The organism is Sinobaca sp. H24 (assembly GCF_023845525.1).
On the sequence record NZ_JALBWT010000014.1, the window covers coordinates 121,311 to 133,630 of the forward strand.

The 12,320-nt window shown below is 47.7% G+C and carries 10 protein-coding genes and 2 pseudogenes; 7 read left to right on the forward strand and 5 right to left on the reverse strand.

Features of this window, described 5'->3' with window-relative positions:
* Window positions 1–12: 12 nt before the first annotated feature.
* The 3 genes and pseudogenes from ureC to ureA all read right to left on the reverse strand — a co-directional run bounded on the left by ureC (window position 13) and on the right by ureA (window position 2,409).
* Window positions 13–1,726 (reverse strand): annotated as a pseudogene (gene ureC, locus MMY81_RS18280) (urease subunit alpha).
* Window positions 1,726–2,088 carry an urease subunit beta gene (locus MMY81_RS18285; RefSeq protein ID WP_252313983.1) on the reverse strand — a complete coding sequence of 121 codons (363 nt, stop codon included), beginning with the start codon at window positions 2,086–2,088 and terminating at the stop codon, window positions 1,726–1,728. The pseudogene ureC and the gene MMY81_RS18285 overlap by 1 nt, the downstream one beginning before the upstream one ends.
* 18 nt (window positions 2,089–2,106) lie before the next feature.
* The gene (gene ureA / locus MMY81_RS18290; protein ID WP_252313984.1) at window positions 2,107–2,409 is read right to left on the reverse strand and encodes an urease subunit gamma; all 303 of its coding nucleotides are present in this window, start codon (window positions 2,407–2,409) and stop codon (window positions 2,107–2,109) included.
* Between the two features lie 425 nt (window positions 2,410–2,834).
* On the opposite strand from ureA, the pseudogene urtA reads away from it, so the two are divergent.
* The 6 genes and pseudogenes from urtA to urtE form a co-directional block, all read left to right on the forward strand.
* A pseudogene (gene urtA / locus MMY81_RS18295) lies at window positions 2,835–3,961 on the forward strand (urea ABC transporter substrate-binding protein); the annotation flags it as partial.
* 14 nt (window positions 3,962–3,975) lie between these two features.
* A complete protein-coding gene (gene urtB, locus MMY81_RS18300; protein WP_252313985.1) occupies window positions 3,976–4,878 on the forward strand; it encodes an urea ABC transporter permease subunit UrtB in 903 nt (300 codons plus the stop codon).
* Between the two features lie 20 nt (window positions 4,879–4,898).
* Window positions 4,899–5,474: an ABC transporter permease subunit gene (locus MMY81_RS34255; protein WP_308215385.1), complete on the forward strand. Its 576-nt coding sequence runs from the start codon at window positions 4,899–4,901 to the stop codon at window positions 5,472–5,474.
* Window positions 5,475–5,482: 8 nt separating this feature from the next.
* Window positions 5,483–5,986 (forward strand): ABC transporter permease subunit, encoded by a 504-nt coding sequence (locus tag MMY81_RS34260; RefSeq protein ID WP_374562294.1) that lies wholly within the window; start codon window positions 5,483–5,485, stop codon window positions 5,984–5,986.
* Entirely contained in the window at window positions 5,937–6,728 is a 792-nt protein-coding gene (gene urtD, locus MMY81_RS18310) for an urea ABC transporter ATP-binding protein UrtD (RefSeq protein WP_252313986.1), read from the forward strand. The genes MMY81_RS34260 and urtD overlap by 50 nt, the downstream gene beginning before the upstream one ends.
* Window positions 6,721–7,410: an urea ABC transporter ATP-binding subunit UrtE gene (gene urtE / locus MMY81_RS18315; RefSeq protein ID WP_252313987.1), complete on the forward strand. Its 690-nt coding sequence runs from the start codon at window positions 6,721–6,723 to the stop codon at window positions 7,408–7,410. The genes urtD and urtE overlap by 8 nt, the downstream gene beginning before the upstream one ends.
* A gap of 40 nt (window positions 7,411–7,450) precedes the next feature.
* Here urtE and ggt read toward each other — a convergent pair whose 3' ends face one another.
* Complete coding sequence (gene ggt / locus MMY81_RS18320; protein ID WP_252313988.1) at window positions 7,451–9,064, reverse strand: gamma-glutamyltransferase; 1,614 nt, start codon at window positions 9,062–9,064, stop codon at window positions 7,451–7,453.
* 16 nt (window positions 9,065–9,080) lie between these two features.
* Complete coding sequence (locus MMY81_RS18325; protein ID WP_252313989.1) at window positions 9,081–10,424, reverse strand: allantoinase; 1,344 nt, start codon at window positions 10,422–10,424, stop codon at window positions 9,081–9,083.
* Window positions 10,425–10,597: 173 nt separating this feature from the next.
* Between MMY81_RS18325 and MMY81_RS18330 the strand changes: the two genes are divergently transcribed.
* Window positions 10,598–12,220 carry a PucR family transcriptional regulator gene (locus tag MMY81_RS18330; RefSeq protein WP_252313990.1) on the forward strand — a complete coding sequence of 541 codons (1,623 nt, stop codon included), beginning with the start codon at window positions 10,598–10,600 and terminating at the stop codon, window positions 12,218–12,220.
* Window positions 12,221–12,320 lie beyond the last annotated feature (100 nt).

The window sequence follows — 12,320 nt, forward strand, 5'->3', positions numbered from 1 at the left end:
TCTCTCCTCTTTTTAAAATAAAAAATATCGCTGGGCCATCGCCACTTCTTTTAAAGGCTCGCACGTGAGCACGACGCCATCGGCTTTCACTTCATAGGTTTCCGGATCAATTTCAATATTAGGCATCTTATCATTGGCTTTCATATCCTGTTTGCCGATCGTGCGGCAGTGCTTTACATAAGAGATGTTCTTCTGCAGATTAAGCTTCTCTCCTATTCCATCATCATAGGCCGCCTTGGAAACAAACGTCAGGCAGGAGGAATAAAGTGCACGGCCGAAGCTTGCGAACATGGGCCGTTGAAACACCGGCTGCGGTGTAGGAATAGAAGCATTCGGGTCTCCCATCTGAGCGTGGGCGATATGCCCGCCTTTGATAATAATTTCCGGTTTAACTCCAAAGAAAGCAGGATCCCATAATACAAGATCCGCCCATTTCCCTGGTTCCACCGATCCTATTTCATGGCTGATACCATGAGCTACGGCCGGGTTAATTGTATATTTGGCTATATAACGCTTTGCACGCTCATTGTCATTTTCCTGCGCTTTATCTTCTTCTATAAAACCAAACTGCTTTTTCATTTTGTCTGCCGTCTGCCATGTTCGGATCACGACTTCCCCTACCCGTCCCATTGCCTGGGAATCAGAAGATATGATGCTCATCGCTCCCATATCGTGGAGAATATCTTCTGCCGCAATCGTTTCCGACGAATCCGCGAGTCAGCAAAGGCTACATCCTCCGGGGAATTATGATCCAGGTGATGGCAGACCATCAGCATATCCAGGTGTTCATCTATTGTATTATGTGTAAACGGCCGTGTCGGATTAGTCGAAGAAGGCAGCACGTTCGGATAGCCTGCAATTTTCATAATATCCGGGGCATGGCCGCCGCCCGCTCCTTCCGTATGATACGTATGGATCACGCGACCTGCGATGGCATTAATCGTATCTTCTACAAATCCCGCTTCGTTCAGCGTATCTGTATGTATAGCTACCTGTACATCCATGTCATCGGCTACGCGCAGTGCTGCATCGATGGCGGCCGGTGTCGTTCCCCAGTCTTCATGAAGCTTCAGGCCTATCGCGCCGGCCCTCACCTGTTCTTCGAGAGGCTCTTTCGACGCTCCATTTCCTTTGCCTAAAAAACCGAGATTAACTGGAAATCCTTCAGCCGCTTCCAGCATCCGGTGAATATTCCATTCACCAGGCGTGCAGGTTGTCGCTTTGGTGCCGGTGGCAGGACCGGTTCCTCCGCCAAGCATGGTCGTAACGCCAGAAGAGATAGCTACATCAATCTGTTGGGGGCTGATAAAGTGAATGTGGGCATCTATTCCTCCCGCTGTAACGATCATCCCTTCAGCGGCAATCACTTCTGTAGAAGCACCTGCTGTCAATTCCGGGTGAACGCCGTCCATAATATCCGGGTTTCCGCTTTTGCCAATGGCTTTAATTCTGCCGTCTTTCACGCCGATATCTGCTTTGTAAATTCCGGTATAGTCGATAATCAGTGCATTTGTAATTAGTAAATCCACGACCCCCTGATCACGGACAGCACGGGAACTCTGCCCATTCCTTCCCGAAGGACCTTCCCTCCTCCGAATTTAGCTTCTTCGCCGTAAATAGTATGATCCTTTTCCACTTCTATCCAAAGATCAGTATCTGCCAGCCTGACCTGATCCCCTGTCGTCGGACCATACAGACCGGCATAGCTTTTTCTTGAAATGTCCATTACCGCTCGCCTCCAAATCCTTTTTTCTGTGCATCTGCAGTAAGCTGTTCCGGGTTATTTACAGCACCGTTTGTAAGTCCATTTAACCCGTAGACTTCCTGGCGGCCTCCGATTTCAACAAGCTCTACTTCATGTTCCTCGCCCGGTTCGAACCGGACGGCTGAGCCGGAAGATATATTAAGCCGCATGCCGACAGTCTGTTCCCTGTTAAATATCAGGTTGCGGTTCACTTCAAAAAAATGAAAATGCGACCCGACTTGAATAGGACGGTCGCCTTGATTTGCTACGCGGATTAATGCCGTGCGCCGGTTCTCATTAATCGTGACCGGTTCTGCTTTCAATTTATATTCTCCAGGAATCATAACAGCGTCCTCCTCTTCTTATTGGATCGGTTGATGTACGGTTACAAGCTTCACTCCATCTGGAAATGTTGCTTCAATTTGAACATTGTCGATCATTTCCGGAATACCTTCCATCACTTCTTCGGAAGTAAGTACGTGTTTGCCCTCCTGCATCAGCTGGGCTACTGTCTTCCCTTCTCTCGCTCCTTCCATTAAAAAAGAGCTTAAGATAGCCATAGCTTCCGGATAATTAAGCTTCAGTCCCTTTTCCCTGCGCTGCTTTGCGAGTTCAGATGCCATGAAAATTAGCAGCTTCTCTTGTTCAGTTGGCGTCAATTTCATTTTTTCACGTCCTTGGACTATTTTCAGAATCATAAGACTTTCTTATACGTCGATATTATACCTATCATCTTATGTGAACTTCAAGCTGTGTGTGAGATTATTTAACATCCTTTGTATAGGAGAAACTGTTCAACATTTTGTCCTCTTTGTGCAACGTGCACATGTAAATTCCGTGTTATGTAATCTAACAACGATCTCCAAACCCCTTCGTATATATGCTACTTTTACAAACATACATGTTAAGGGGTTTACATAGAATGTTATATTTTCCAAAAAGCAACACTTGTTCTCGGCATTGCCGCTCTGTTAACAACGGCCGGGTGTTCCGGAGAGGACGAAGCCGCTGTAGAAGACAGTACTGCGAGCAGTGAAGCCGGCACCTCTGCGAGGCTGATCCTGAAGAAGAAGCAGTGGAAGTTGAGGAGGATCAGATTCCCGTAGGCATCCTTCATTCATTAAGCGGCACGATGGCGATGAGTGAATCATCCGTCCGCGATTCCGAGCTGCTCGCCATTGAAGAGATCAATGAAGCCGGCGGTGTTCTCGGAAAAGAGCTCGTACCGGTTATAGAAGATGGTGCATCCGACTGGCCGACTTTTGCAGAACGAGCGTCCAAGCTGCTTCAGCAGGATGAGGTACCTGTTATATTCGGCGGATGGACTTCGGCCAGCAGAAAGGCGATGCTGCCTGTTGTCGAAAACAACAACGGCCTGTTATTTTATCCGGTTCAATATGAAGGAATGGAATCTTCTCCGAACATATTTATGCGGCGCCGCTCCCAATCAGCAGATAACTCCTGCGATCGAGTGGCTGATGGAAAATAGGCGATGATATCTTCCTGCTCGGCTCGGACTATGTGTTTCCACGCATAGCCAACCAGGCGGTCATATCCCAGGTCGACGATGCCGGCGGGACCATCATCAATGAACAGTACACGCCGCTTGGTCACACGGACTACAACACCATTATTTCCCGTATCAAGGAAGAAGAACCCGACGTTATTTTTAACACGCTGAATGGAGACAGCAATGTTGCTTTCTTTAAACAGTTATACGATGCCGGAATTACGTCAGATGATATTCCTGTACTGAGCGTATCGGTAGCAGAAGAGGAAATTCAGGGCATTGGCGCTGATGTTCTTGAAGGCCATTACGCCAGCTGGAATTATTACCAGAGCACGGACACACCCGAAAATGAAGAATTTGTAGAAGCCTTTAAAGACACCTATGGCGAATCCCGTGTAACTGGCGACCCAATAGAAGCCGGCTATTTCATGGTCCATCTTTGGGCAAAAGCCGTTGAAGAAGCCGGCACTACGGACGTAGATGCCGTTCGGGAGGCTGCTGACGGTATTACGTATGACGCACCGGGCGGCCCGGTCGAAATTAATGGGGACAACCAGCACGTAAGCAAGACAGTCCGAATTGGTGAAGTTCAGACGGACGGACAATTTGAAGAAGTCTGGAATTCCGGCGACCCGGTAGTACCGGATCCATATTTGGAAGAATATGATTGGGCCGACGGTTTAAGCGACGTGCTTACCGACGAATAAAAGGAGGACTCACTGTGGAAGGTATTATTTCTCAGCTGTTCAACGGCATCAGCCTCGGGTCTATCCTGCTTCTGATCGCTCTTGGATTGGCCATTACATTTGGATTAATGAACGTAATTAATATGGCACATGGTGAACTGATTATGATTGGTGCCTACGCCACCTTTGTGGTGCAGAGCCTGTTCATCGATTACCTGCCGGAATCTATGTTTAACTGGTACTTTGTTTTAGCGGTACCCGCTGCGTTTTTGACAGCTGCTCTAGTCGGCTGGCTTCTGGAATGGACGGTTATCCGTCACTTGTACGGCAGACCGCTTGACAGCCTGCTCGCAACTTTCGGTGCCGGCCTTATCCTCCAGCAGGCCGCCCGCTCCATTTTCGGCGCCCCCAACGTTGGCGTGCAGAGCCCGGCTTTATTGTCCGGGGCCGTGGAAATCTTTTCAATCAGCTTTCCTAAATCACGGATTTTCATTATCCTGCTCGTCACCGCCTGTGTATTGTTTATGTTTTATTATTTTTATAAAACGTCCAACGGCAGAAGAATTCGTGCCGTTATGCAGAACCGCGATATGGCTTCAAGTGTCGGTATTTCCACACGCCAGGTTGATTCCACCACGTTCGCTCTTGGTGCAGGATTTGCAGGTATCGCCGGAATGGCTCTTACTTTGATCGGTCCGATCGGCCCGACGCTTGGTACAGCTTATATTATCGATGCATTTATGGTCGTCGTGGTCGGAGGCGTTGGAATGCTTCTTGGCACCGTCATTGCCGCTTTGGGAATCGGAGTATTTAATACCGGTTTTGAATACTTTACGAATGCGTCGATGGGACGCGTGCTCTTGTTTGTAATTATTATCTTATTTCTGCAGTGGCGCCCAAATGGTTTATTCAACCTGAGGACGCGCAAACTTGATTAATAAAAGAACGGAGGGAAGACATGGGATTATCGAAATGGATCGGGACCAAGCAGGGCATCTTTGCCGTTCTGCTCCTCCTGTTGGCAGTACTGCCATTTATACTTAATGATTTTCATACAAATCTGCTCGGCCGCTACCTGGCCTTTGCGATACTTGTTATCGGCCTGGATCTTGTCTGGGGCTACACCGGTATATTAAGCCTTGGCCACGGTATCTTCTTTGGACTCGGTGCTTACATTATGGCGGTTTACGTCACGATTGAATCTGCCGGCGGCGCCCTCCCTGACTTTATGATGTGGAGCGGAATGACCGAGATGCCGTTCTTATGGGAGCTGCTCTCCAACCCTGTCGCAGCAATTCTTTTAGGGATACTCGTACCGATGGCTATTGCCTCTTTACTCGGCTTCTTCACCTTCCGAAACCGGATAAAAGGGGTATATTTCACTATTCTCACGCAGGCTCTTGTGCTTGTAACCGTTACACTTATTGTGAGCCAGCAGCGCTATACCGGCGGCTCGGACGGCTTAAGCAACTTATACACGATATTTGGATTTTCTTTATCCAGCCCCCAGACACAGCTGTTTTCTTTTTTTTAACGCTCGTTATTTTAGCTGCCGTCTTTTACTTTTGCTTCAAACTCGTGAACAGCCGGTTTGGTAAAGTATTAATTGCCATACGGGATGGGGAAAATCGCCTCCGCTTTTCCGGCTACAACACAGCGTATTACAAAATGGTTGTTTTCACTCTATCTGCCGGTATTGCCGGACTCGCCGGTATGCTGTTCGTTCTTCAGATCCGCATCATTACGCCGACGATGATTGATATTATTCCATCGATCGAAATGGCCCTATGGGTTGCAATAGGCGGACGAGGCACGCTGCTTGGTCCTGTATTCGGAGCTATACTTGCGAATGCTGGAACTACCTTTTTCAGTGAAACGTATCCGGAACTGTGGACATACTTTATCGGCCTTGTCTTTATCGTCGTTATCGTCTTCCTGCCGGGAGGCCTGATGTCGATTGGAAACAAACTAAAAAGAAAACGGAGGTCATCTGATCATGAAAAAGCAGAACAGCAGGCAGGAGCAGCCACTGACAAGCATTCTTAAATGCCAGGACGTTCTTGTAAAATTTGGTGATTTCACCGCATTAAACCGCTTTTCATTCGGAATGGCCGATAAAGAGATCCATTTTCTTATCGGTCCAAACGGAGCAGGAAAAACAACGTTTCTTGACGTTCTCTGCGGACTGACAAAAATGAGCGATGGCACTATCACCTTTCAGAAGAACTATGAAATTGAAGATAAAAAAGAATATGAGATTGCCAGAAAAGGAATCGGCCGAAAATTCCAGGCCCCTTCCATCTTCCCCCACCTTACCGTGCAGGAGAATCTGGAAGTCGCTATGAAACAGGATAAAGGCGTATTTTCCATGCTCCGTGCGAAAATGAAAAAAAGGGAAAAAGAAAAAATCGACCGCCAGCTGGAGATTATCGGCCTGGCCGGCAAACGCGATATTCTTGCAGGGGGCTTGTCCCACGGCCAGAAGCAGTGGCTTGAAATCGGTATGGTAATGATGCAGGAGCCGGAGCTTCTGCTGCTTGATGAACCGATCGCCGGCATGACTGAAGAAGAAGAAGAAAAAACCGGAAGCCTCCTCCGCGAGCTCAAACAGGACTGCTCTCTTATTGTTGTAGAGCATGACATGGATTTCGTCCGGGAATATGCCGAAAAAGTAACGGTCATGCATGAAGGCGCCCTTCTCAGTGAAGGAACAATGGACCAGATCCAGAAAAATGATAAAGTACGCGAAGTGTACCTCGGCAGCAAAGGAGCCGACGCTCATGCTTAGTGTAGAAAATATTGATGCCGCTTATGATGAAAGCACCGTTCTCCGCGGTGTGTCTATTCAGGCGGATAAAAACCAGGTTATCTGTATTCTCGGACGGAACGGTGTTGGCAAATCTACGCTTATTAAATCGATTATGGGTGTGCTTAAAGTACAGGAAGGCCGTTTAACATTTAATGACAAAGATATTACGAAAACCGTGCCCGCCAAACGCGCCCGTGCCGGAATGAGCTACGTCCCCCAGGGTCGTGAAATCTTTTCCAGTCTGACTGTAGAGGAAAATCTGCTTCTCGGACTCGAAGCAAACCCGAATAAAAAGACAAACATCTTTGAAACCATTTACGGCTATTTCCCCGTGCTCAAAGAAATGAAAGGCCGCAAAGGCGGCGACCTAAGCGGAGGACAGCAGCAGCAGCTTGCTATCGGCCGTGCGCTTGCGGCTGAACCTTCTCTTCTTCTGCTCGATGAGCCGGCGGAGGGCATTCAGCCTAATATTGTAGAAGATATTCAGCAGGTTATTGTCGACTTAAAACAGAACACGGATACGGCGATGATTCTTGTTGAACAAAATATCGAATTTGCCCGTGCTGTCGGCGACTACTTCTATGTGATGGATCGCGGACGGATTATGTTCGAAGGACCGGAACTGCTTCAGGAAGAACTCGAGGAGTATCTCAGCATTTAAAAACAGCAAAAAAGAGATTCCCAAAGCGGGAATCTCTTTTTTAATATACGGATATGTGACCGTCCGCACGGGATTCTGTTCCCCCTATATATACTCCGCTGTCCGGATCCTTCCAGATAATCTGGCCGCGCCCGAAGCCGGTTTCGTCCGTTGCTTTTCGAATATGATGTCCTTTTCGTTCCAGCGCCTGTGCAATATGATCAGGAAACAACGGTTCGATTTCAATCGTTTTCTTTTCCGACCACCGCCACCTCGGTGCATCCAATGCTGCCTGCGGATTAAGGCCGAAATCAATGGTGCTCGTCAGCACCTGCAGATGTCCCTGAGGCTGCATGAATCCCCCCATTACGCCAAAGGCTCCTGCTGCGCGTCCGTCTTTTGTTAAAAAGCCGGGAATAATGGTGTGATAGGTGCGTTTTGCCGGTCCTGCCACATTCACTGCGTTTTCATCCATACTGAAGTTACGTCCACGATTCTGGAGATTAATCCCTGTTCCCGGAACGACAAGCCCGGAACCAAAGTCCATATAGTTACTCTGAATATAGGAAACCATATTTCCTTCTTTATCAGCAGCTGCTAAATAGACCGTTCCTCCTTTTTGCGGCTTCCCGGGTTTTGGCAGCATCGCTTCTTCCCCGATTGCCTCTCTGCGTTCAGCTGCGTATGTTTTCGAAAGCAGTTCCTCTACCGTTACATTCATATCTTTCGGATCTGTAATATAGTGCAGACCGTCTGTATAGCCTAGTTTCATCGCTTCCATCAGTACATGGTAAGTCTCCGGCGATTCTTTTTCCGAAAGCTCCATCTCTTCAAGAATATTCAGTGCCAGAAGGGTGTTTAAGCCATGACCGTTCGGCGGAATTTCCCATACATCATAACCCTTATAAGAAACAGAAATAGGAGTGACCCAGTCTGCCTGAAAAGCGTTCAAATCTTCTTCTGCAATGAACCCTCCGTGCTGTTTTGAAAAGGCACCTATTTTTTCGGCAAGCTCTCCTTCGTAAAAAGAGGCTGCTTTCGTAGCGGCAATATCACGAAGGGTTTTGGCATGATCAGGAAAGGTCCATAAGTCTCCTGCCTGCGGGGCTCGGCCGTTTTTCGTAAAAACCCGGAACCACTCTTCAAATTCAGGTCCTTTTAACGTATCATTAAATAATTTAACCCCGCGCTTCCAGTACTTCGCTACTGCGGCACTGACGGGAAAACCTTCTTCAGCCAGCTTCACTGCCGGAGCCAGCACCTCTTCAAGCGGCAGTACTCCAAAGGCTTCAGAGAGCTCGGCCCATGCCCCTGGCGCCCCCGGCACTGTCACTGGAATAAATCCATGATCCGGAATGTCCGTCAGCCCTTTTTCCTTCAGCTTTTCCAATGTGAACTCACGCGGGGAACGGCCGCTGGCGTTTAATCCGTAGAGCTTTTCCTTCATCCAGACAAGCGCAAAAGCATCGCCCCCTATTCCGTTGGAGGTTGGTTCCACTACAGTGAGAGCAGCGGCGGCGGCAATAGCCGCATCTACGGCATTACCTCCCTTTTCAAGCATCTGCCGGCCGCAGTCAGCAGCCTGAGGCTGGGAGGCAGCTACCATTCCATTTTTTGCGTATACAGGAAGTCTTGCCGTTCGGTAAGGCTGATATAGTTCATCAAACGTGATCATGTAGTCCCTCCTATTGTTATTGCAGCTTAATCCATTTTCCCGATTCTGCTTCCGGCTGTTCCTGGATCGGAAAAACCGTTCTTCCTCTAAGAATAGTCTGTTCAATAGAAGCAGAGAAGGTCCTTCCTTCATATGCACTATGTTTGTTTTTCATATACATATTTTCCTTTGTAACGGTATATCGTTTGTTCATGTCTACGAGCACAAGATCTGCATCGTTTCCTTCTTTAATTTCTCCCTTACTGCCGGCAAGACCGAAGCGTTCTGCAGGAGCGGCTGCCAGCCACTCCGCAATCCGCGGAAGGGGAATATCGTATGCCGCTGCCAGTTCCAGTACAGCCAGAAACGTGTACTGCCCTCCGCTTATCCCGCCCCACGCCGCAAACATATCATTCGTGTCCTTCATATCACCAGGACACGGGGAGTGGTCAGAGGAAATCATGTCAATGTTCCCATCAAGCAGTGCCTGAATAAGTTTCCGCTGCTGGGCTTTAGAACGAAGCGGCGGTGCGCATTTAGCTTCTGCTCCTTTTTCAGCTAGTGTCTCCTCTGTAAACAATAAATAATGAGGGCAGGTTTCGAGAGTGACATCCAACCCTTCCTGCTTCGCTTTCTGAATGTTTTCTACTGCCTCTGCTGTGCTGATATGCACAAAATGAAGCGGACAATTTGTTACTTTTGCATAAGAAATGGCCCGGTTTACCGCTTCTATTTCTGCTTCTTCCGGGCGGCTTCCGGTAAAAGAAGCGGCGTCTGTCTGCCCTTTGTACTGCTTCTCCAAACCATTTACAATCGCAGCACTTTCCGAATGCAGCGCCAGCAGCCTGCCGGTCGGAGCAATCTTCTGCATGCCTTCAAACAGAACCGCATCATTGGAGCGTTCAAATTCTTTATTTCCGGTAGGTGACATAAACGCTTTAAATCCGATTACACCAGCCTTGGCCAACGCTTCGAGTTCATTTTCATTACCCGGAACCAGTCCGCCCCACAAGCCAAAATCGACCGCAGATTTTTGTCTGCCTCGTGCCGCTTTTTCCTCCAGCGCCTCTACGGTAATAGTCGAAGGAATCCCGTTTAACGGCATGTCAAAATATGTAGTTATTCCGCCGGCTGCCATCATTGCTGCTCCTGTTTCAAAGCCTTCCCAATGCTCACGGCCGGGCTCACTGAAGTGCGCGTGCACGTCAATTCCTCCTGGAAAGACGTGAAGTCCCTGTGCATCTACCTCAGACACTGCCTTCTCTTTAATAGAGGAATGTACTTTTTCAATGAGCCCATTCTTTATTGCAATATCCCCGGTCACAACCGTATCCTTGAGCACGATCTGACCCTGACGGACGATCACATCATAATTGTCCATTAAATATCTCTCCTCTTGTGTTTTTATGTCAGCTTTCTTCACAATGATTGTATATGGCTTTCATTTTACTGGTATTATGACAATTAATCATTAGCATTTCCGGCAATTTCTATCCCTGCTATTGGATATAGTAACTAAATCTGTATACAAAGAAATAGAAAGGACGATACAGCGTGAAAGTAGAACACCTATTCCAGACTCCGCTGCTTAAAGAAGCCTCCATTCTTGCCGGCCGAAACGGCCAGGACCGTCACATTACCAATGTCAGCATGATGGATGCCCCCGATATTGGAGACTATTTAAATGAGCATGACCTCCTTGTAACGACTGCCTATCATTTTAAAGATAACCCTGCGATGCTTACCGACCTTATTCAGCATATGAGCGACAAAGGCTGCGCCGGAATCGGCATTAAGACAAAACGTTTTCTTCATGAAGTGCCCGAGGAAGCTGCAGCACTCGCCGATGAACTGGACTTTCCGATTATTGATCTGCCTGCTCACATCAGCCTGAGCACTATTGCAGCCCATCTTCTCAGCAGCATGCTCGACACACGGACCAGCGAGCTGCAAAAAGCCATATCCGCTCATCAGACATTTACCCTCCATATTATAAGCGGTAAGGACCTGCAGAGTCTCATCGTAAGCGTAGCCGCTACTGTAAACCAGCCTGTGTTTATGCTCGACCATCACGCCAGACTTATTGCTTCCTCCGAGCCGATGCCGGATGTGATTGATTCTTTTACCACATTATACAAAAGGAATTATCTTTTTTTTCTGGAGAATACGACCCACACGACTTTTTCCCTTCTCGCTTCTCCTTATACACAAATTACGCTGTTTCCTATCTATACTCATGAATCAACGTGCAGCTATCTTGCCGTGGCCGGAAAGACAGACAGCTTCAGCAGCGAGCTTGTCCTCACTATGGAACAGGCAGCCAACGTTATTGCTTTTGAACGGTTGAAGGAAAATGCTCTGAAGCAGCATCAGCAGAAGGCTAGAAATGAATTTTTTATCAATTACTTAGAAGGCGCCTTTACAACAAAGGAGGAAATTATTAACCGGGCTAAAGAATTTAACCTGCCCAATGAAGAAAAATATATCTGTGTTGTAGGAAAAGTCGATCGGCAGGAAAAATGGAAAAGCTTTACCCAGTCTCAGCTCGAAACAAGCGCGGTCTTCGATTTTATTCAGGGAGAGCTCTCCGGATTTCCTTTTCCTCCCCACCTATTTATAAAAGGAGAAATGCTCATTATTCTGCTTCAGGCCGATGAACATACCGGTGAAGCAGTGTCCGCTATTACGAGTGTTCTCAAGTCTCTTCAAGCGGAAACAAAAAGCTATTTCCAGCGTACCATTTCGTTTGGTATCAGCAATATTACCCACCAGTTTCTTGATGTCGATACGGCTTTCCGCGAAGCACGGGATGCCCTGCAGACCGGCCAGCTCTCCGGCGTACTCGAATCCGTGCAGGCTTACCAGACAAAAGATGTAGCAGAACTGCTCCGCGTTATTCCAGTTGAAGACTTAAAGGAATTTTATATACACACCATGCAGCAGCTCGGACAGGCAGGCAATGATGATCCTACTCTTCTTTACACACTGGCTGTATATTTAGAGACCCACTGCCATATTTCAGAAACGGCCAAGCGGCTCTATGTCCACCGGAATACCGTTATTTACCGGCTCGAAAAGTGCGAAGAGCTGATCGGCAAAAGCCTGAAAGACCCGGAAATTACGCTGAGACTGCGCCTTGCTCTTCGTATTAGAGCATCTCTTTCCATGGTTGATTGAATGGAAGATTATCTACATTTTTATCGTTATATTTAGAGAAACAGCGCATTATTTTTACATTATTCAGTCAAATAAACCAATGACTTGTCTGCCTATATCC

What these genes read in the sequence shown, in the direction of transcription:
- ggt (WP_252313988.1), bottom strand. Translation starts at nt 9,064, where the DNA reads ATGATCACGTTTGATGAACTATATCAGCCTTACCGAACGGCAAGACTT.
- MMY81_RS34255 (WP_308215385.1), top strand. Translation starts at nt 4,899, where the DNA reads ATGGGATTATCGAAATGGATCGGGACCAAGCAGGGCATCTTTGCCGTT.
- ureA (WP_252313984.1), bottom strand. Translation starts at nt 2,409, where the DNA reads ATGAAATTGACGCCAACTGAACAAGAGAAGCTGCTAATTTTCATGGCA.
- MMY81_RS18285 (WP_252313983.1), bottom strand. Translation starts at nt 2,088, where the DNA reads ATGATTCCTGGAGAATATAAATTGAAAGCAGAACCGGTCACGATTAAT.
- urtD (WP_252313986.1), top strand. Translation starts at nt 5,937, where the DNA reads ATGAAAAAGCAGAACAGCAGGCAGGAGCAGCCACTGACAAGCATTCTT.
- urtE (WP_252313987.1), top strand. Translation starts at nt 6,721, where the DNA reads ATGCTTAGTGTAGAAAATATTGATGCCGCTTATGATGAAAGCACCGTT.
- MMY81_RS18325 (WP_252313989.1), bottom strand. Translation starts at nt 10,424, where the DNA reads ATGGACAATTATGATGTGATCGTCCGTCAGGGTCAGATCGTGCTCAAG.